Here is a 20,047-nt window from a genome sequence, read left to right as displayed (position 1 = left end):
GACGGTCACTCCGCCCGCGGCGGCGGATAGAGCCGGCGCAGCAGGATCGGCGTCAGGTACATCGGCACCTGGTAGCAGCCGATGAACAGCAGCAGCGGATCGGTCACGGCAGCGGGCAGGGCGGTGAGGAACAGCGCGATGTTGCGGTTCCCGGCGATGATGCCGAGCGCGGCGACGGCCGGCTGCGCCGCGATTCGCTTCAAGACCGTCGCCGCCGCGATCTGGAGCCCGAAATTGCCGGCGACGGCGGCGCCGAGCGCCAGCGCCAGATCGGCCGGCCGTTCGCGGATGGCGGGGCCAACGGCCGACATCAGCCCCACCACCACGATGGCCATGGCGATCGCCGACAAGCCGTCGAAGGCCGCGATCGTGGCGGGCGCGGGGTTCTTCACCAGCAGGCCGCGGATCAGGAAGGCGGCGCCCGCCGCGCCGCCGATGATGACGAGCAGCCGCGCGGCCGAGCCGACCACGGCGCCGGGTTCGCCGAGCACCGGCGCCAGCCAGAACACCGGGATGACCGTCAGGGGCAGGATCGCGGTGCCGAGCACCATCAGCCGCAGCGCCGGCGCCGGATCGTTTCCCGTCATCACCGTCAGGTTGGGGCTGCCCGAGATCGGCGCCGCCGCCGCCATCAGCACCAGCCCGGTGGCCAGCGCGCCGTGCCAGCCCAGAAGGCCGAAGGCGACCAGCAGCACCACCGGCAGCGCCACCTGGTAGACCAGCGCGACGCCGAGCGAGGCCCGGATGTCGGCCAGCGCGCCGAAGGCCTGGCGTGGCCCCACCCTGAGCGCGGCGATGAAGAGCAGCCCCGCCACCAGCTCGGCGATCCACGGCTTCATGGCGAGGGCGAGACCGGGCAGGGCGATGCCGGCGAGAAGGCCGACCACCAGCACGGCGCGGCCATGCCGTCCGGCGAGCGAAAGCAGCGCCGCGAGCCTGTTCACGCCAGCCCCCGCAGCACGAGCAGCGCCGCGGCGACCCCGGCCACGGTGAGCAGGGCTGGCCGATAGCGGCGGTCGAAGCGTCCACGCAGGCCCCGGGCGACGACGATGCCGGCAAGCATCGGCGGCAGCATCAGCCCGGCCAGCACCAGGTCGCGGCTCCCCGCGTGACCGCTCGCGGCCAGCCCGGCCAGCGAGAACAGGCAGCCGAGCGCGAAGAAGGCGGCGAGCGTGGGGCGAGCCTCGGCGGAGGGCCGGTCCTGGTACATCAGCGCGAGCGGCGGCGCGCCGACCGAGGTGATGGTGGCCATCAGCCCCGACAGCGTCGACATGCCGATGAGGTTGCGCCGGGTGAAGGGGATCCGCCGGCCGTAGATCGACATCGCCACCGCAAGACCCACCATCAGGCCGAAGGCGATGGAAAAGCCCCGCCCGCCCGCCAGCACGGTCAGGACGCCCGTCGCGATGACGACGCCTGCCGCCCGGCCGATCGAGCCGATGCCGACCTCGTTCCAGGCGATCGCCTGGCGCTCGCCGATCGCGCCCCATGTCGAGCTCAGCATGCCGAGGATGAGCGTCGGTCCGGGCACCAGCGCGGGGTCGATCAGGGCCAGCAGCGGCGCCGCCGTCAGCCCGAAGCCCATGCCCAGCCCGAGCTGCACGATCGCGGCCAGGACGATGATCAGGCCGACGACCACGAGCCATGGCGCGCCAAGTCCCGTAAAGGCCACGAGGTCCATGTCGTCCGCGCCCGTCAGCCCGCCGCGCTGGGGCGCATGTTGTCGGGCAGCCAGGTGGCCAGCTGGGGGAAGGCGATCAGCACGAACACCATCACCACCATGATCAGGAACATCGGGAAGGCGGCCCGCGCGATGAAGCTCATCTCGTGGCGCGTCATGCCCTGCAGCACGAACAGGTTGAAGCCGATGGGCGGCGTGATCTGCGCCATCTCCACCACCACCACGATGAAGATGCCGAACCAGATGATGTCGATGCCCGCCGCCCGGATCATCGGTTCGACGACGGCGATGGTGAGAACGACCGAGGAGATGCCGTCCAGGAAGCAGCCGATGATGATGTAGAAGACGAGCAGCATCATCAGGAGCTCGAAGCGCGACAGCTGCATCGCGGCGATCCACTCGGCCAGGTGCCGCGGCAGCCCGGTGAAGCCCATCGACAGCGACAGGAAGGCCGCGCCGGCCAGGATGAGCGCGATCATGGCCGAGGTGCGCGTGGCCCCGAGCAGGCTTTCGACGAAGTTCGTCCAGGTCAGCGACCCTTGCGCGGCGGCCAGCGCGAGCGCGCCGATGACGCCGATGGCGGCGGCCTCCGTGGCTGTCGCCAGGCCCAGATACATCGATCCGATGACGGCCATGATCAGCAGCAGCACGGGGATGAGGAAGCGCGAATTCGCAACCCGCTGCGAAAAGCTCATCGGCGGCTCCGGATCGGGGCGGTAGCCCGGCGAAAAGCGCGACACCGCAACGACATAGAGCATGAACATGCCTGCCAGCACGAGCCCCGGAACGATGCCTGCGATGAAGAGCTTGGTGATGGATTCGTTGATCGTCACGCCATAGACGATGAGCGTCAGCGAGGGCGGGATCATCAGGCCGAGCGTGGCCGCGCCGGCCAGCGTGCCGATGACGTGCTTTTCGGGATAGTTGCGCTTGCGCAGTTCCGGGATCGACATCTTGCCCACGGTCGTCAGCGTCGCGGCCGACGAGCCGGAGACGGCGGCAAACACCGTGCAGCCGACGATGTTGGTGTGCAGGAGGCCGCCCGGCAGCTTCGCCATCCAGGGCGACAGCCCCTTGAACATGTCCTCCGACAGGCGCGTGCGAAACAGGATCTCGCCCATCCAGATGAACAGCGGCAGCGCCGTCAGGGTCCATGACGAGGCCGAACGCCAGATGACGGTCATCATCGCGTCGCCAGCCGGCCGCGTCGTGAACAGCTCCATGCCTACGAAGGCGACGCCGAGCAAGGCGAGACCCACCCACACGCCGGTTCCAAGCAGGAGGAAAAGGACGAAGAGGAAGATCGCGATGGGCAGGAGCTGTTCCAAGGCGCCTACTCCGCCGCGTCTTCGATCGCCGAGGCGCGGATGTTGTCCCGGCGCGTCGCGATCAGGGTGATCAGGTTGTCGGCGAAGCAGACCGCCAGCAGCACCGCGCCCGCCGCCATCGGCACCTGCGGGATCCAGATCGGGGTCGCGTCCTGGCCCTGGCTGACGTCGTTGAACTTGATCGACAGCTGGACCGTCCGCACGGCGTACCATGCCAGATAGCCGCTCGCCGCGGTGCCGATCGCCAGGCCCCAGAGCTCGCCCCAGAAGCGCCGCGGCCCGAGCGCGGTCAGGAACAGGCTGACGCGGATGTGCGCGCCCCGGTTCAGCGCATGCGCGAAGGCGAGGAAGGACGCGGTGGCCATCAGGTAGCCGGCATATTCGGACGAGCCGGGGAAGGGGATGCCGGTCCAGCGCGAGGCCATCTGGAGCACGATGACCGCCAGGATGAGCACGAGGCAGAGCGCCGCGAGCATGGCGGCAAGGTCGTAGACCGCGTCGAGCGCGCGCCGGATTGCTGAAGCCATGATGGGTCCCCGCAAGTGGATGGGCGTTCCGGCGCGGCTTTCACGCCGGGCCGGAGCGCGTCATGAGCATGTGCGGGAGGCTACTGGCCCCTGTAGGCGTCGATGATCGCCTTGCCGTCCTCGCCGGCCGAACTCACCCACTCGTCCGACATCGTCGTGCCGAAGGCGGCGAGGTCGGCCTCGAGCTGCTCGCTGGGGCCGCTGACCGTCATGCCGTTGTCGGCCAGCGTCTTCAGGTAGCCGGCGGTCAGTTCTTCCGACTTGGCCGCACCGCTTGCCGCCGCCGTGTCGCCGCAGTCCGTCAGGGCCTTCTTCGCCGCGTCGTCGAGCGCGTCGAACGCATCCTTGTTGGCGAAGACCACGTTGCGCGGCAGCCAGGCCTGCACGTCGTAGAAATGCGTCAGGCTTTCCCAAACCTTCGAATCGACGCCGGTCGCGCCCGACGAGATGAAGGCCTCGGCGACGCCCGTGGCCAGCGCCTGGCTGAGTTCGGCGGCCTCGATCTGCACCGGCGCCATGCCGGCCAGCTCGGCAATGCGCGCGGTGGCGGCATTGTAGGCCCGGAACTTGATGCCGGCCATGTCGGCGACCGAGTTCACGTCCTTCTTGAAGTAGAAGCCCTGCGGCGGCCACGGCACGGCGTAGATGTAGACCAGGTTCTGGTCGGCCAGGACCTTTTCCAGCTGCGGGCGTGCAGCTGCCCACAGCTTGTCGGAATCGGCGAAGGAGGTGGCGAGGAACGGGATGGAATCGACCCCGAACAGCGGGTTCTCGTTGGCGTGTGCCGAGATCAGCCGCTCGCCGATCGGCGCCTGGCCGGTCTGCACCGCGCGCTTGATGTCGCTGCCCGAGAAAAGCGACCCGCCCGCATGGGTGACGATGTCGAGCGCCCCGCCGGTGGCCTCCTTCACGCAGGCCGCAAACTGCGAGGCGTTCTCGGAATGGAAGTTCGTGGCCGGATAGGCCATCGGCATGTCCCAGGTCTCGGCCGTGGCGGCGCTTGCGGCCATGCCCGTCAGCGCGGTGGCGGCAAGAAGCGTCTTGAAGCTCTTCATCATGGTCTTTCTCCCATTGTTCTGGTCGTTGGATGACGTTCCCGGTGGTCTTTCGCTTGTTCTCATTGGAAGCCCGAAGGAGCGCCCGGCGCAAGGTCTATGTTGCGACCCCGCCCGAAACGAACCGCGCGCGACCTTGCGGACGAGAGCGGTCGTCTGGCCCGTTCGCTCCCCTGCGTCAGGCGTTCTTGATCACGATCCTGTCACACGATGACAAATTGTCAACGTTTTATCTGCGAAACCTCGGCATGCGCCGGCTGCGTGCGGCATCGGCCCGCCGGATCCAGCGTCTGCACGGAGTGCCGCCGCAAAGCCGTTCGAAAACAGAGGCTTACGCGGCAACGCGGACTCTCCGTTGGAGCCGGACCGGCCCTCAGCCAGGAAGCAGGCGCTCCATCTGCGCCTTGATCCGCGCCGCCGCTTCCTCCTTGACCGGCCCGTAGCCGCGGATCTGCATCGGCAGCGCCAGCGCCTCGGCAAGGCTTGCCTGGTTGTCGCGGGTCAGGCGGCCCACGGCCGCGTCGACCTTGGCTTCGTACCAGGCCACCAGGCCCCGCTCCATGCGCCGCTCGGCCGTGTAGCCGAAGGGATCGAGCACCGTCCCGCGCAGCCGCTTCAGCCGCGCGAGCGCGTTGAGTGGCACCCGGATCCAGGGTCCGAAGGCGCGCTTCAGCGGCCGCCCGCGCGCGTCGTGGCCCGCGGCAAGCATGGGCGGCGCCAGGTGATGCACGATCCGGAAATCGCCCTCGAAGTCCTGCTTCAGCCGGTCGGCGAAGCCCGTCTGCGTGTGCAGCCGCGCCACCTCGTACTCGTCCTTGTAGGCCATCAGCTTGAACAGCGACCTCGCCACCGCGGTGGTCAGCCGCTCGCCGCCGATTTCGCGCTCGAGCCTTCGCACGCGGTCGACCGTCCGGCGATAGCGCGCCGCGTAGCGGGCGTCCTGGTAGTCGACGAGAAACGCCTCGCGCCGCGCGATCGTCTGGTCGAGCGTTTCCTTCGCGGGCGTCTTCGGCGCCAGCAATCCCTCCAGCCGTTCCGGCATGGCCTGCGCGATCCGGCCGATCAGGAAGGCGCGGTGATTGGCCTCGACGGCGACGCCGTTGAGCTCGATCGCCTGCCGCAAAGCGTCCAGCGAAACCGGCACCAGCCTCTGCTGCCAGGCGAAGCCGAGCATCAGCACATTGGCGAAGACGCTGTCGCCGAAGAGCCTTTCCGACAGGTGGTTGGCGTCGATCGCGGCAAGCGCGTCGCGTCCGACGATGCTTGCGATCGCCGACAGCCGCTGGTCGATGGCGAGGTCGGCGTCGCGGCGACGCACGATGTCGCCGGTCGGCATCTTCGCCAGGTTCACCGCCGCCTTCATGCCCGGCCGGTAGGTCGCCGACGCCTTCGGCGAGGACGACACGACGATGTCGCAGCCGATCAGCGCGTCGGCCGAGCAGGCGTCGACACGGACCTGGTTGATGGCCTGCGGCGTGCGCGCCAGCCGCACGAAGGAGAGCACCGGCCCGAATTTCTGCGCGAAGCCGGTGAAGTCGAGCACCGTGGCGCCCTTCGCCTCCAGATGCGCGGCCATGGTGACCAGTTGCCCGACCGTCACGACGCCGGTGCCGCCGACGCCGGTGATCAAAAGGTCGTAGGGCTGCTCGAGCGCCGGCAGGTCGGGCGAGGGCAGGTCGGCCGACAATGCCGCGAGGTCGATCTCGACGCCGGTCGTCTTCCGACGCGTCGCCCCTTCCACCGTCACGAAGCTCGGGCAGAAGCCGTTGAGGCACGACATGTCCTTGTTGCAGGACGACTGGTTGATGCGCCGCTTGCGGCCGAATTCGGTCTCGACCGGCTCCACCGACAGGCAGTTCGATTCCACCGAGCAGTCGCCGCAGCCCTCGCAGACCAGTTCGTTGATCACCGCGAAGGTCTTCGGGTCCTCCATGGTGCCGCGCTTGCGTCGCCGCCGCTTCTCGGTGGCGCAGGTCTGTTCGTAGATCAGCGCGGTGACGCCTTCGATGTCCCGCAGCTCGCGCTGCACGGCGTCGAGGTCGCGGCGATGGTGGATGGTCGTGCCCGACGGAAAGTCGCCCGGCTGGAACTTGTCCGGCGCGTCCGAGACCAGCGCGATGCGTTCCACGCCCTCGGCCCGGACCGACTGCGCGATCGCCTGCACCGAGACCGGGCCGTCCACCGGCTGGCCGCCGGTCATGGCCACCGCGTCGTTGTAGAGGATCTTGTAGGTGATGTTGGCCCCGGCCGCGACCGCCTGGCGGATCGCCATCGAGCCGGAATGATACCAGGTGCCTTCGCCGAGGTTCTGGAAGACGTGGCCCTTACCGGTAAAGCGCGAGGACGCGGCCCAGTTCACGCCCTCGCCGCCCATCTGGATCAGCGAACTGGTCTCGCGGTCCATCCAGCTTGCCATGAAGTGGCAGCCGATGCCGGCCAGCGCCTTCGAGCCTTCCGGCACCTTCGTGGAGGTGTTGTGCGGACAGCCGGAGCAGAAATAGGGCGTGCGCGTCGCGCCGGGCACCGAGATCGCGGGCGCGGTTTCGCCGGTGATGACGGCGGCGCGTTCGGCAAATCCCCGGCCCGGGAACAGCCCTTCGAGCCGCTTCGCCACGATCGGAACGAGCAGGCGCGGCGACAGTTCGCCCGTCCACGGCACCAGCCGCTCGCCGGCTTCGTCGCGCTTGCCCACCATGGCGCGCGGCTTGTGGCCCGGCCAGTCGTAGAAATACTCCTTGAACTGGCTTTCGATGATGCCGCGCTTTTCCTCGACGACCAGCACCTCCTCCTTGCCGCGCACGAAGTCGAGCGCGTCGCGGCGCGCCAGCGGCCACACCATGCCGACCTTGTAGATGTCGATGCCGAGTTCGCGGCATTCCGCCTCGCCGATGCCGAGCAGGCGCAACGCCTCCATCAGGTCGAGATGGCCCTTGCCGGTGGTGACGATGCCGAAGCGGGCGCCCTTCACGTCGTAAATGTGGCGATCGATCGGATTGGCCTCGGCGAAGGCGTGGACGGCCTGCTTCTTGGCCTCCATGCGTTCCTCGATCTGCGGGCCGGGCAGGTCGGGCCACCGGTAGTGCAGCCCGCCGGCCGGCGGCGTGAAATCCGGAGCGACGAAGGCGCGGTCGGGCGATAGCGCGACGGAGGCGGCCGATTCCACCGTCTCCGAAATCGCCTTGAAGCCGACCCACATGCCCGAAAAGCGCGACAGCGCGTAGCCCCATTCGCCGAAGGCGAGATATTCGGCAACGCTCGCCGGGTTCAGCGTCGGCATGAACCAGGCCATGAAGGCGACGTCGGACTGGTGCGGCATGGAGGAGGAAACGCAGCCATGGTCGTCGCCGGCCACCACCAGCACGCCGCCATGCGGCGAGGAGCCATAGGCATTGCCGTGCTTCAGCGCGTCGCCGGCCCGGTCGACGCCCGGCCCCTTGCCGTACCAGAGCGCGAAGACGCCCTCGACGGTGCGGTCGGGGTTGGTCTCGACCTGCTGCGATCCGAGCACCGCGGTGGCCGCCAGATCCTCGTTGACGGCCGGCAGGAACTCGATGCGGCTGTCCGCGATCAGTTTCTTCGAGCGCCAGAGTTCGAGATCGAGGCCGCCGAGCGGCGATCCGCGATAGCCCGACACGAAGCCGGCGGTGTTCAGGCCCGCCGCCCGGTCGCGCCGCGCCTGGTCGAGCACGATGCGCACCAGCGCCTGCGTGCCGGTCATGAACACGCGCCCGGCCGGCTGCGTGTAGCGGTCCTGCAGGCGGTAGCGGGACAGATCGCGGATGGGGTCGTGTGCCGTCATGGGACCTCCCATTGGGTAAGCGCGACATTCTACCCGCCAAGCGGTGGAATGTTTCACCAGAATGGCGCAGGATCGACCGCAATCGGGAGACATAGTCCGCTGGAAGGCTGCAAGGCGGCAGGATTTACCACAGGGAGACATCTGGGTGGAAAAGCTGGAAGAGCAGGATCGTCGCATCCTGAATGCGCTGCAGGCCGACAGCCGCCTGTCCAACCAGGACCTGGCCCAGCGCGCCGGCATGTCGGCATCCGCCTGCTGGCGCCGGGTCCGGGCGCTGGAGGATGCGGGGATCATCCGCCGCTATTGCGCGATCGTGGATCCGCCGGCGGTCGGCATGACGTTCCACGCCATCGTCCACGTGACCTTGTCGCGCCACGACGAACGCCATGTCGAGACATTCATTTCGGAGGTTCGCCGCCGCCCGGAGGTGCTCGACTGCCACGCCACCACCGGCGAGGCGGACTATCATTTGCGCGTGGTGTGCACGGATCTCGCCGCCTACAACGAGTTCCTGGAGCGCTTTCTCTTCCGCCTGCCGGGCATCGCCAACGTGCGCACCAATCTCGTGCTCAAGGAGATCAAGCAGGAAACGGCGATCGCGCTCTGACGGGGCTTATCCGGACGCACAGCGCGACCGTCAAGAAAAGCGGGGCGGCCGCGCAGGCGAGCCGCCCCCAAGGCTGCGGAAAGGGATCAGCTGCCGGAAATGGCCGCTGCGATGGTCTCGATGTTGTGGCGCATGAGCTCGATATAGGTGCCGGCCGGCCCGTCGGGGTCCGACAGCGCGTCGGAGTAGAGCGTCCCGCCGATCGTCAGGTTGGTCTCGCTGGCGATCTGCTCGATGAGCCGCGTGTTGGTGATGTTCTCGACGAAGACGGCCGATGCCTTGTCTTCGCGGATCTGGCGGATCAGCGCCGCCACGTCCGTGGCAGACGCCTCGGATTCGGTGGAGATGCCTTCGGGCGCGAGGAAGGTCAGGCCATAGGTGGCGGCAAGGTAGCCGAAGGCGTCGTGCGAGCTGATCAGCGTGCGCTTGTCGTCGGGGATCGACGCGACCGTCGCCCGCAGCTCCGCATCGAGCGCGTCCAGTTCGGCCGTGTAGGCGGCGGCGTTCTGCCGGTAGCTTTCGCATCCCTCGGAATCGAGTTCGCAGAAGGCGTCGGCGATGTTGCGCACGTAGATCTTCGCGTTCGGCACCGACTGGAAGGCGTGCGGATCGAGGTCGCCATGGTGATGATGCCCATGCCCGGACGCATGGTCATGGTCGTGCGATGCCTCCTTGCCATGGTCGTGACCGTGGTCGTCTTCGGCATGATCGTGGCCATGGTCGTGGTCGTCGTCGGCCTTGGCTTCGTCCTCGTGATGGGCGTCCCCGGACATGGAAATCGGCGTCACGCCGCGCGTCAGCTCCACCACCGGCACGTCCTTGCCGCTCGCTTCGGTCAGGCGCGTCAGAAAACCTTCGAAATGCAGCCCGTTGACCAGCACCACGTCGGCCCTCGACACCGCCGCCGCATCGGCCGGCCGCGGCTCGTAGACATGCGCGTCGCCATTGGGGCCGACCAGCGTGATCAGCTCGATCCGGTCGCCGCCGACGTTCTGGGCGAAATCGCCGATGATGGAAAAGCTGGCGACCACTTTCAGCGGTTCCGCCGCGGCGGCGGACAGCATGGCCGGGGCGAGAAAAACCGAGCCCGCGAGGGCAAGCGCGAATGAACGCATGATGTGCTCCTTGTTCGACGGGGTCCAGCCACGACGGCAGGGCTTGGACCGAACCGCCTGAACTAACGTAATGTTATTACATACGTCAAGTGCGAAGCGGTGTCCTTGCGCCTTCGGCCCGCCCTCGATGGCGATCGGCTTGCGGTGTGTGGCGCTTTACAAACGACAAGCGCCAACCCAATATCGCGCCACGGTTTTCGCCGCAGGTCCGGCGCGCGGGAACGGCAGTCCGGCAACCGGACAGACAATCACGGACATGATGGGAGAGACATTTCATGCGTAACGCGTTTCGCAGCCTGATCGCGGCCACCGTCGCGACGACGGCGCTCGTTGCGGCCGGCGCGGCTCAGGCCGAGGACGTCAAGCTCGGCTTCCTCGGCGGCTTCACTGGTCCGATCGAAAGCCTCGTGCCGCCGATCTTCGACGCGGCGAAGCTGGCCGTCGACCACGTCAATGCCCAGGGCGGCATCCTCGGCGGTCAACTGTCGATCGTGTCGGCCGACTCCACCTGCATCGACGCCACGGCCGCCTCGAACGCCGCCGACCGGATGGTCAACGCCGAGAAGGTGACCGCGCTGGTCGGTCCGCTCTGCTCGGGCGAGACGATCGCGGCCGCCAACAGCGCCGCCATCCCCGGCGGCGTCGTCATCGTGTCGCCCTCGGCCACCTCGCCGGCCGTCACGTCGGTCGACGACAACGACCTCCTGTTCCGCACCACGCCGTCCGACGCCTATTCGGGCGAGGTGCTGGCCAAGATCCTCAAGGCGAAGGGCCACGACACCATCGCGGTCACCTACGTCAACAACGATTACGGCAAGGGCTATGCCGACGCGCTGAAGTCGTCCTTCGAGGCGCTGGGCGGCACGGTTGCGGCAAACGAGGCGCATGAGGACGGCAAGGCCGACTATCGCGCCGAGATCGGCTCGCTCGCATCGTCGGGCGCCGACATGCTGGTGGTGCTCGCCTATGTCGACGGGTCCGGCCAGACCATCGTCCGCCAGGCGCTGGAAAGCGGCGACTTCGCCAACTTCGCGGGCGGCGACGGCATGGTCGGCGACAGCCTCGTCACCGCCATCGGCGAGGGCAAGCTCGACGGCTTCATCGGCACCAAGATCGGACGCTCCGAGACGCCCGGAACGGCGCTCTACGCCGATCTCGCCCAGGCCGGCGGCATCGATCCCAACGCCTCCTTCGGCCCGCAGTCCTACGACGCCGCCTTCCTTCTGGCGCTTGCGATCCAGAAGAACGGTTCGGCCGATCGTGCCGGCCTCAGCGCGGCCCTGCGCGAGGTCGCCAGCGCGCCCGGCGAGCCGATCTATCCGGGCGAGTGGGAAAAAGCGAAGAAGCTGATCGCCGAAGGTGCGGACATCAACTACGAAGGCGCCTCCGGCGCGCTCGAGTTCGACGAGGCCGGCGACGTGCCCGGCGTCATCATCGAGATGGTCGTCGAGGGCTCGGGCTTCAAGGAAGTCGGCGAGGTCAAGTAGCCCGCCGCCAGGCCGATCGCCGATCGATCGGGGCCGGAGCATCCTTGCCGATGCTCCGGCCTTTTCATGCCGATGCGTCATCCCCCGGTTGCAATCTGCCGATGGACGCGCCGGTGGAGTCCTGCTTATGATCCGCCAACCGTGATCGGGGCAGGCCATGGCAGAGACGTTCGAATCCGTAGACACCTACCTTGAAGCGCTTCCGGAACTCCCGCGCACCATCATGGTCCGGATCAGGGAACTGATCGCAAGCGTTGCGCCGGGCGCGCAGGAGGCGATCCGCTACGGCATGCCGACCGCGCTGCTCGACGGCGCCAGCATCGTCTACTATGCCGCGTGGAAGAGGCATGTCGGCCTCTATCCGGTCTATCGCGGTTCGCCCGATTACGAGGAGAAGATCGCGCCGTGGCGCGACTGGAAGGACACCGTCCGCTTCCCGCTGGAGACGGAGGTTCCCTACGACGTCATCGAACTGATCGTCACTGCGCAGGTCGCCCGCCTGCGCCAGGAGCGCGACCCGGCCTGAGCCCGACCGTATCCCGCGTCGGTCTCGTCAGTCGTACTTGACCACCTTCTCCGGCAGCAGGCCCTTCGGCGCGAAGCGCAGCACCAGCGTGATGGTCAGCCCGATCACGAAGACCCGCATCTGCAACGCGCGGGTGTAGAGATCGGCGGGCGCCTCCCATCCGAACAGGCGCTCGCCCAGTTGCTCGGCATTGGTGAACAGGAAGATCGCCACCGGCTCCGACATGATCCAGATGACGTAGACCAGCAGGGCGCCGAAGATCGCGCCCAGATTGTTGCCGGCGCCGCCGAGGATGACCATCACCCAGATCAGGAAGGTGTGGTTGAGCGGCGCGAAGGACGAGGGATCGAAGATCGTCGTGAAGGTGATGAGCGCGGCGCCGCCGAGGCCGATGATGAAATTGCCGACGACGAACATCTCCAGCCGCCGCCGGTTGATGTCCTTGCCCATCGCGGCCGCCGAGACCTCGTTGTCGCGGATGGCGCGCATCATGCGGCCCCAGGGCGAGTGCCAGGCGCGTTCCAGGAGCACGTAGAGCACGACGATCATCACCGCCGTCACGGCCAGGTAGGCCGAGCGCGAGGCGACGAAGCCCAGCTCCTGCGGCGTCGGCACCGGCCAGGGCAGGGGCGAGACGGTCAGCGTGCCGCGCGTCAGCCAGTCGGCGTTCTTGAGGAAGGCCTTGACGATCTCGGCGATGCCGAGCGTGGCGATGGCCATGTAGTCGGCCCTGAGCCCGAGCGTGATGCGCCCCATGGCCCAGCCGAGCAGCCCGGCAACGACGCCGCCCGCCGCCCAGCCCATCCAGACCGGCAGGCCGAAGCCGCCGATGAAGCCCGCCTCGCGCTCGATCAGCGTGGCGGCCGGGTCGAGCTGGCCCTGCACGGCGAGATAGGTGATCGCGGCGGCCACCAGCGTCAGCGCCGTCCGCAGGCCCTTCGGGACGCCGATGCGCGTCGAGCGCGACAGGAGGAGGGTGATGGCCACGCCGATCGCGAGCGTCAGCGCGGCCTGGCCCAGCATCCACGGCCCGTCGCCGCTCCAGAAGACGTCGTTCACCGGGTAGGAAATGAGAACCGTGGTGAAGGCTGCGATCGCCACGAAGCCCATCAGGCCGACGTTGAACAGCCCGGCATAGCCCCACTGGATGGTGAGGCCGAGCGCGATGATGGCATAGCAGGACGCTTCCACCAGCATGCGCACGCCATAGGCGGCGCCGAGCCAGGCGAAGATGCCGGCGACGAGGAGGATGAGCCCGGCAAAAAGGCCGGCTTCGCGCAGCGACGGGTTCAATTGTTGACCCTCCCCTTGAAGAGGCCGGTCGGGCGCCAGATCAGCACCGCGATCAGGATGAAGAAGGGAACGACGATCTTGTACTCCGTCGGCACGAAGGCGAGCTTGGCCGGGATCTCGATGAATTCGGGCAGGTAGGGCCTCATCGGGCGCAGCAGCACCGACCAGTTGAACACGGCCAGCGTCTCGCTGAAGCCGACGAGCAGCCCGCCGGCGATCGCGCCGTAGGGTTGGCCGACGCCGCCGACGATGGCGGCCGCGAAGATCGGCAGGATGATGTTGTAGGAGAGGTCGGGCTTCAGCGTCACGTCGAGCGCCAGCAGCGTTCCGCCGGCCGCGGCCAGCGCGCCTGCGATCAGCCAGGTGGTGCGCACGACATGGTCGATCGAGATGCCCGAGACCCGCGCGAGGTCGGGATTGTCGGAGACGGCCCGCATCGCCTTGCCCATGCGCGAGCGGGTGAGGAACATGTGCAGCGCCACGACGGCGACGATCGTCGTGGCGAAGAGCATGAGTTGCGGCTCGGTGATGACGAGGTCGCGTCCGCCGAGCGGGATGCGGTAGATGTCCTTGTCGTCGGTGTCGGCGTAGAGCTGGCGCGTGCCGGTGCCGGCAAACAGGCGCAGCAGCCCCTGCATCATCAGCATGACGCCGATCGAGGTCATCACCATGACGACCGGCTTCACGCCTGACTTGCGCATCGGCCGGTAGAACATCCGGTCGAGCCCGACGGCAAGGAGGGCCGTCACCGCCATGGCGATCGGCATCAGCACGAAGGCGGTCGGCAGGCCGACGGCCGCGCCCACGCCCGGGAACATCCACAAGAGGACGAGCGCCACGAAGGCGCCGGCCGTCATCATGTCGCCATGCGGGAAATGGGCGAAGCGCAGGATGCCGAAGATCAGCGTCACGCCGACGGCGCCGAGCGCATAGACCGAACCGATGATCAGCCCGGCGATGACCACCTTGTTGAGGAAGAACACGAGTTCGTTCATCGGCAGGATGGCAAGCAGGCCGGCTTCAGGCATGGTCGGCTCCTCCGCCCAGAAAGCTCTTCGCCACCTCGGGATCGGCGAGCAGCTCGGCTCCTGTCCCGGTGAAGCGGTTCTGGCCGCCGGCCAGCACGAAGCCGCGATGCGCCAGCGCCAGCGCCTGGCGGGCATTCTGCTCGACCATCAGGATGCCGACGCCGGCCTTGTTCACCGCGATGATGCGGTCGAAGATCTCGCCCATGTAGCGCGGCGAAAGCCCAGCCGTCGGCTCGTCGAGGAGAAGCAGGCGCGGCTCCGTCATCAGCGCGCGGCCGATCGCCACCATCTGGCGCTGGCCGCCCGACAGTTCGCCGGCCGGCTGCCGGCGCTTGTCCTTCAGCGGCGGAAAGTAGTCGTAGACCTGGTCGATCAGGTGGCGGAAGGAATCGCGGCGCACATAGGCGCCCATCTCCAGGTTTTCCTCCACCGACATGGTCGGGAAGACGTTGAACTCCTGCGGCACGTAGGACAGGCCTTGCAGCACCAGCTTTTCCGGCGCCATGTTGGTGACCGTCTTGCCGTCGAAGACGATGCTGCCTTCGCTGACCGTCAGCAGCCCGAAGAGCGCCTTCAGCGTCGTCGACTTGCCGGCGCCGTTGGGGCCGACGATGACGCCGATCTGGTTGGCCTCGATGGCGATCGACACGCCGTTGAGGATGTTGGCGCCGCCGTAGCCGCCATGGATGTTCGTCATCTCCAGCAGCGGCATCAATGCGCCTCCACGGCCGGCGAACCGCCGAAATAGGCCTCGATCACCTCGGGATCGTTGCGGATCTGCGACATCGGCCCCTGCATCATCACGCTGCCGGCTGCCATCACGATCACCGGGTCGCACAGCCGGGCGATCAGGTCCATGTCGTGCTCGATGACGAAGAAGGTGAGGCCTTCCTCGCGGTTGAGACGCTGCACCACCGCGGCGAGGTCGTTGAGAAGCGTGCGGTTGACGCCGGCCGCGATCTCGTCGAGCAGCACGACGCGCGGTTTCGTCATCATCACGCGGCCCAGTTCGAGCAGCTTCTTTTGCCCGCCGGAGAGATTGCCCGCCCGCTCGTTCTTCACGTGCTCGAGCCGGATGACGTCGATGACCTCCTCGGCGCGGCGGCGCACCTCCGCCTCCTCCCGCAACACCGCGCCGCGGCGAAAGCAGGCGGAGAAAAGGTTCTCGCCCGCCTGGCCGGCCGGAACCATCATCAGGTTCTCGATCGCCGTCATGTTGGAAAAGTCCTGCGCGATCTGGAACGTGCGCAGCAGGCCGCGCCCGAACAGTTCATGCGCCTTCAGCCCGGTCACGTCCTCGCCGTCGAGCAGGATGCGGCCGGAAGAGGGGGGAAACGCACCCGCCACCATGTTGAAGAGCGTCGTCTTGCCGGCGCCGTTGGGACCGATCAATCCTGTGATCGAGCCCTTCTCGACCGACAGCGAGCAATGGTCGACCGCAAGCACGTTGCCGAAGCGCTTCGACACGTCCTGGACGTCAATGATGGTCGGCATGCTCCCGCCGTGCTCCCCTTCGGTCGGGCGGGGCGCTTCCCGCGCCATTTCTCGCCATCCCGGATGTCGCCCGGTGATAGACCGGCCCGGACGGCGTTGACAAGGAAAAGCCGGCCTGGGGCGCCCCTTTCAGGGCTTTTCCCCATCTGCGTGGCTTTCCTTTGGGGGAATTCGCGCCGTGCCGCCGCGCCGCAGGTTCAACAGGTTGCCAAACAGGATCAGCGCCCCGCCGAGCGCCGTGAACATGTCGATCGCCTCGGCATAGACGAGGTAGCCGAGGACGGCGGCGAGCGGCACGCGCAGGAAGTCCATCGGCACGACGATGGTCGCTTCGGCATGCACCATCGCGCGCGCCATGCAGTAGTGCGAGAAGGTGCCGCAGAACGACACCAGCAGGATCCACGGCCAGTCGACGGCCGTCGGCGTCGTCCAGACCAGCAGCGCCGGAACCAGCCCGAGCACGGTCTGGATGACCAGCATCCAGAAGATGATGGCGGTGACGCTGTCGCGCCGCGTCAGCGCCTTGACCATGATCACCGAGATCGCGAAAGCCACCGCCGAGGCCAGCGCCAGCACTTGGCCGACATTGATCGTGTCGGCGCCCGGCCGCACGATGATCGCGACGCCGGCCAGCCCCAGCGCGATGGAGACGGCCTTGCGCCAGCCGATGCGTTCGCCAAGGAACAGCGCGGCCAGGATCGCCGTCCAGATCGGCATCGTGAACTCGATCGAGATCAGCTGCGCGATCGGGATCAGCGTCAGGGCGTAGAGCCACAGATACTGGCCGCCATAATGCACGACGTTGCGGCCGACATGCTGCCCGATCGCCGTCGTGCGCACGGAACGAAAGCCGCCGGCCAGCATGACCAGGGGCATCAGCATGACAAGCCCGATCACCGAGCGCATGACCATGATCTGGAACAGGTCGAGGTTGCGGGTGGCTTCGCGTCCCGCAACCGTCATGGTCAGCATCAGGACGAGCCAGCCGCCCATCCAGAGCGCGGCCTTGGGGATCGAGGCTTGACTGTTCATCGCGCGTGTGTGGCAAAGCCCGCACGGTGCCGCAAGCCTGTGCATGTGAACGGATGTTGGGCCAGAACGAGGCGGGACTTCGTTGTCTCGATCCACCGGACACTGCGACGGAGCCGCCGATACGAACATGTCCTTCTGCTCGTCCCCGGCAGCGGCGTCCGTGTCTCTATCCTTGCAAATTTAAAGGCTGGCTTTAAATTTGCAAGGATGCCGGGGCGCGTCGATTGCGACAACGCCGCTTTTCAGCCCGGCAGCACCGCCGTCGCTTCGATCTCCACCTTGGCGCGATCCTCGATCAGCGCCACCACCTGCACCATGGTCATCGCCGGAAAGTGCTTGCCCATCACGGCGCGGTAGGCCTGGCCGATCTCCGGCAGGCGGGCGAGGTATTCGGCCTTGTCGGTGATGTACCAGGTCAGCCGCACGACGTGGCGCGGTTCCGCGCCCGCCTCGGCCAGCACGGCGGCGATGTTGTCCAGCGCCTGGCGCACCTGTCCGACGAAATCGTCGGTCTCGAAGACCTGGTCGCCGTTCCAGCCGATCTGCCCCCCGACCCAGATCGTGCGTCCCTCCGCCAGCATGCCGTTGGCATAGCCCTTGGCGGCTTTCCAGGTCGACGGGTGCAGTTCCCGGTTTTCGGGCGTGTTCGCCATTCAAGGTTCCTCCAGTCAGACGCCGAGGAGCCGGTCGCGTATGGCGTCGGTCAGCTCGGCGGGAATGCCGGTCCAGGCCGTGCGGCCCTTCTCGATGATGGTGCAGCGGTCGGCGACCGGCAGAAGCTCGGCCATCGTCTTGTCGACGACCAGGATCGACTGGCCCTCGGCCTTCAGCGTGCGGATCGAGGTCCAGATGTCGCGCCGGATGACGGGCGCCAGCCCCTCCGTCGCCTCGTCGAGGATCAGGAGCCGCGGATTGGTCATCAGCGCGCGGCCGATCGCCAGCATCTGCTGCTCGCCGCCCGACAGCGTCGAGGCGAACTGGTCGCGGCGCTCGGCCAGCCGGGGAAACAAAGCCTCGATGCGCGAAAGCGTCCATTGGCCGGTTCGTGCGGCCGCGACCAGGTTCTCGCGCACGGTCAGGTTCGGGAAGCAGCGGCGGCCTTCCGGCACCAGCCCGATGCCGAGCCGCGCGACGCGGAAGGCGCGCAGGCCCGCGATGTCGCGCCCGGCGAAGGCGATGCGTCCCTTGCGCGGCGGATTGAGCCGGCAGATCGAGCGGATCGTCGTCGTCTTGCCCATGCCGTTGCGGCCCATCAGCGCCACGACCTCGCCTTCGGCGACGGAGAGGTCGACGCCGAACAGCGCCTGGCTGGCGCCATAGAAGGTCTCGATGCCGGACACCTCGAGGAGCATCGTCATGCCTCCTCTCCGAGATAGGCGCGGCGCACGTCCGCGTCGTTGCGGATGTCCTCCACCGTGCCGGTCGCGATCACCCGGCCGTAGACCAGCACGGTGATGCGGTCGGCGAGCGCGAAGACGGCGTCCATGTCGTGCTCGACGAGCAGGATCGGCGCCTCCGCGCGCAACTGGTCGAGGAAGCCGGTGAGCGTCTTCGAGCCCTCCGGATCCATGCCGGCCATCGGCTCGTCGAGCAGGAAGGCTTTCGAGCCCAGCGCCAGCGCGATGGCGATCTCGAGCTGCCGCCGCTCGCCATGCGAGAGTTCGGCGGCGGGAACCGCTGCCCGGCCGGCAAGCCCGACACGCTCCAGCATCGCCATCGCCGGTTCGGTCAGCGTGCGGTCGCGCATTACCGGCCTGAAGAAGCGGAAGCTCGTGCCCTGCCGCGCCTGCACCGCCAGCATGACGTTGCGCAGCGCGGAAAACTCCGGCGTCAGCGACGAGATCTGGAACGTCCGCCCAAGACCCATCCGCGCCCTTTCGGGCACGCCGAGCGCGCCGACGTCGTGGCCGAGGAAGCGGATCGATCCGGTGTCGGGCCGCAGGCTGCCGGCGATCTGGTGGATCAGCGTCGACTTGCCGGCGCCGTTCGGGCCGATCAGCGCGTGGATCTCGCCGGGCTTGAGGTCGAGGCTGACGTCGTCGGTCGCCTTCAGGGCGCCGAAGGTCTTGGTCAGGTTCGAAAGCTTGAGGACCGGCTCAGCCATGGCGCGCCTTTCCGGCAAGAAGCCCCACCACGCCGCCGCGCGCGAACAGCACGACGGCGAGCAGCAGCAGCCCGAGGAACAATTGCCAGCGCTCGGTGATGCCGCCGAGGAAATATTCGAACGCGACATAGAGCATCGCGCCCGCCACGGGACCGGCCAGCCGCCCGACGCCGCCGAGGATGATCAGCACGATCAGTTCGCCCGACATGTGCCACGACAGCATCGAGGGGCTGACGAAGCGGTTGAGATCGGCAAACAGCGCGCCGGCCAGGCCCGTCACCATGGCCGAGATGACGAAGGCGGCGAGGCGGATGCGGTAGGGCGCGATGCCGACGGTGGCCAGCCGCTGCTCGTTCTGGCGCGCCGCCTGCAAGGCCGCGCCGAAGCGCGAGGCGCGCAGCAGCGAAAACAGGCCCAGCGACGCGATCAGGAGCGTGAAGCAGACGAAGAAGAAGGAGAGCCCGTTCAGCGTGTTGACGCCCGGAAACTGGTTGCGGACGAAGATCGACAGCCCGTCCTCGCCGCCATAGGCCGGCCAGGAGATGGCGAAATAGAAGATCATCTGCGCGAAGGCGAGCGTGATCATGATGAAGTAGACGCCGGCCGTCCGCAGGCTGATCGCGCCGATGGCCAGCGCCACCAGGCCCGACGCGACGATCGCCACGATCCAGATCACGGGCATGGCGTTCGTGCCCGGGAGCCCGAAGGGCAGCGGCTCCATGTTGAAGGCATGGCTGGCCAGGATGCCGGCCGCATAGCCGCCGATGCCGAAGAAGGCGGCGTGCCCGAAGGAGACCAGCCCGCCGAGGCCGAGCGCGATGTTGAGGCCGACGGCCGCCAGCGCCAGGATCGCCATGCGGGTCGCGAGCGTGATGTAGAAGGTCTCGCCCGCGGCCGTCGCCCACAGCGGGATGGCGAGCAGGGCGAGCACGATGGCGAGGCTGATGAGGGTTTCGCGGGTCACTTGTGCA

The 20,047-nt window shown here is 67.8% G+C and carries 19 protein-coding genes; 3 read left to right on the top strand and 16 right to left on the bottom strand.

What is annotated here, in order from left to right; translation table 11 throughout:
* Nucleotides 1-5: 5 nt before the first annotated feature.
* From EJC49_RS14230 to EJC49_RS14205, 6 genes are all read right to left on the bottom strand, one after another.
* A complete protein-coding gene (locus tag EJC49_RS14230; RefSeq protein WP_126700601.1) occupies nucleotides 6-944 on the bottom strand; it encodes a hypothetical protein in 939 nt (312 codons plus the stop codon).
* Complete coding sequence (locus EJC49_RS14225) at nucleotides 941-1,681, bottom strand: sulfite exporter TauE/SafE family protein (protein ID WP_126700600.1); 741 nt, start codon at nucleotides 1,679-1,681, stop codon at nucleotides 941-943. Before EJC49_RS14225 ends, EJC49_RS14230 begins: the two co-directional genes overlap by 4 nt.
* A 14-nt stretch (nucleotides 1,682-1,695) precedes the next feature.
* Complete coding sequence (locus tag EJC49_RS14220; protein ID WP_126700599.1) at nucleotides 1,696-3,009, bottom strand: TRAP transporter large permease; 1,314 nt, start codon at nucleotides 3,007-3,009, stop codon at nucleotides 1,696-1,698.
* A gap of 5 nt (nucleotides 3,010-3,014) precedes the next feature.
* Complete coding sequence (locus EJC49_RS14215; RefSeq protein ID WP_126700598.1) at nucleotides 3,015-3,536, bottom strand: TRAP transporter small permease; 522 nt, start codon at nucleotides 3,534-3,536, stop codon at nucleotides 3,015-3,017.
* An 80-nt stretch (nucleotides 3,537-3,616) separates the two neighbouring features.
* Entirely contained in the window at nucleotides 3,617-4,594 is a 978-nt protein-coding gene (locus tag EJC49_RS14210) for a TRAP transporter substrate-binding protein (protein ID WP_342635357.1), read from the bottom strand.
* Between the two features lie 370 nt (nucleotides 4,595-4,964).
* On the bottom strand, nucleotides 4,965-8,390 hold the full coding sequence (locus EJC49_RS14205; RefSeq protein ID WP_126700597.1) for an indolepyruvate ferredoxin oxidoreductase family protein: 3,426 nt from the start codon (nucleotides 8,388-8,390) through the stop codon (nucleotides 4,965-4,967).
* Between the two features lie 145 nt (nucleotides 8,391-8,535).
* Between EJC49_RS14205 and EJC49_RS14200 the strand changes: the two genes are divergently transcribed.
* Nucleotides 8,536-8,997, top strand: a complete 462-nt coding sequence (locus EJC49_RS14200; RefSeq protein WP_245453403.1) for an Lrp/AsnC family transcriptional regulator — start codon at nucleotides 8,536-8,538, stop codon at nucleotides 8,995-8,997.
* 86 nt (nucleotides 8,998-9,083) lie between these two features.
* On the opposite strand, the gene aztC is transcribed toward EJC49_RS14200, so the two are convergent.
* Nucleotides 9,084-10,115, bottom strand: a complete 1,032-nt coding sequence (gene aztC / locus EJC49_RS14195) for a zinc ABC transporter substrate-binding protein AztC (protein WP_425358819.1) — start codon at nucleotides 10,113-10,115, stop codon at nucleotides 9,084-9,086.
* Nucleotides 10,116-10,387: 272 nt separating this feature from the next.
* On the opposite strand from aztC, the gene EJC49_RS14190 reads away from it, so the two are divergent.
* Both EJC49_RS14190 and EJC49_RS14185 read left to right on the top strand, forming a co-directional pair.
* On the top strand, nucleotides 10,388-11,599 hold the full coding sequence (locus EJC49_RS14190) for an ABC transporter substrate-binding protein (protein WP_126700595.1): 1,212 nt from the start codon (nucleotides 10,388-10,390) through the stop codon (nucleotides 11,597-11,599).
* Between the two features lie 157 nt (nucleotides 11,600-11,756).
* Nucleotides 11,757-12,125 carry an iron chaperone gene (locus EJC49_RS14185; protein ID WP_126700594.1) on the top strand — a complete coding sequence of 123 codons (369 nt, stop codon included), beginning with the start codon at nucleotides 11,757-11,759 and terminating at the stop codon, nucleotides 12,123-12,125.
* A 27-nt stretch (nucleotides 12,126-12,152) separates the two neighbouring features.
* Here the strand turns inward: EJC49_RS14185 and EJC49_RS14180 are convergent, their stop codons facing one another.
* The 9 genes from EJC49_RS14180 to EJC49_RS14140 all read right to left on the bottom strand — a co-directional run bounded on the left by EJC49_RS14180 (nucleotide 12,153) and on the right by EJC49_RS14140 (nucleotide 20,040).
* Nucleotides 12,153-13,418: a branched-chain amino acid ABC transporter permease gene (locus tag EJC49_RS14180; protein WP_245453401.1), complete on the bottom strand. Its 1,266-nt coding sequence runs from the start codon at nucleotides 13,416-13,418 to the stop codon at nucleotides 12,153-12,155.
* Nucleotides 13,415-14,446, bottom strand: a complete 1,032-nt coding sequence (locus EJC49_RS14175; RefSeq protein WP_245453400.1) for a branched-chain amino acid ABC transporter permease — start codon at nucleotides 14,444-14,446, stop codon at nucleotides 13,415-13,417. Before EJC49_RS14175 ends, EJC49_RS14180 begins: the two co-directional genes overlap by 4 nt.
* Nucleotides 14,439-15,158, bottom strand: a complete 720-nt coding sequence (locus tag EJC49_RS14170) for an ABC transporter ATP-binding protein (RefSeq protein ID WP_126700593.1) — start codon at nucleotides 15,156-15,158, stop codon at nucleotides 14,439-14,441. The genes EJC49_RS14175 and EJC49_RS14170 overlap by 8 nt, the downstream gene beginning before the upstream one ends.
* Entirely contained in the window at nucleotides 15,158-15,940 is a 783-nt protein-coding gene (locus EJC49_RS14165; RefSeq protein WP_126700592.1) for an ABC transporter ATP-binding protein, read from the bottom strand. Before EJC49_RS14165 ends, EJC49_RS14170 begins: the two co-directional genes overlap by 1 nt.
* Before the next feature lie 129 nt (nucleotides 15,941-16,069).
* The gene (locus EJC49_RS14160; RefSeq protein ID WP_126700591.1) at nucleotides 16,070-16,972 is read right to left on the bottom strand and encodes a DMT family transporter; all 903 of its coding nucleotides are present in this window, start codon (nucleotides 16,970-16,972) and stop codon (nucleotides 16,070-16,072) included.
* Between the two features lie 242 nt (nucleotides 16,973-17,214).
* Entirely contained in the window at nucleotides 17,215-17,625 is a 411-nt protein-coding gene (locus tag EJC49_RS14155; protein ID WP_126700590.1) for a RidA family protein, read from the bottom strand.
* Between the two features lie 15 nt (nucleotides 17,626-17,640).
* Complete coding sequence (locus EJC49_RS14150; RefSeq protein ID WP_425358818.1) at nucleotides 17,641-18,324, bottom strand: ABC transporter ATP-binding protein; 684 nt, start codon at nucleotides 18,322-18,324, stop codon at nucleotides 17,641-17,643.
* Between the two features lie 2 nt (nucleotides 18,325-18,326).
* Nucleotides 18,327-19,076, bottom strand: coding sequence for an ABC transporter ATP-binding protein (locus EJC49_RS14145; RefSeq protein WP_126700588.1), 750 nt, complete (start codon nucleotides 19,074-19,076; stop codon nucleotides 18,327-18,329).
* Nucleotides 19,069-20,040, bottom strand: a complete 972-nt coding sequence (locus EJC49_RS14140; RefSeq protein WP_126700587.1) for a branched-chain amino acid ABC transporter permease — start codon at nucleotides 20,038-20,040, stop codon at nucleotides 19,069-19,071. Before EJC49_RS14140 ends, EJC49_RS14145 begins: the two co-directional genes overlap by 8 nt.
* Nucleotides 20,041-20,047 lie beyond the last annotated feature (7 nt).

Source organism: Aquibium carbonis, from assembly GCF_003970795.1.
Taxonomy (GTDB): Bacteria; Pseudomonadota; Alphaproteobacteria; order Rhizobiales; family Rhizobiaceae; genus Aquibium; species Aquibium carbonis.
This window is presented reverse-complemented; position numbering and strand designations above follow the sequence as displayed.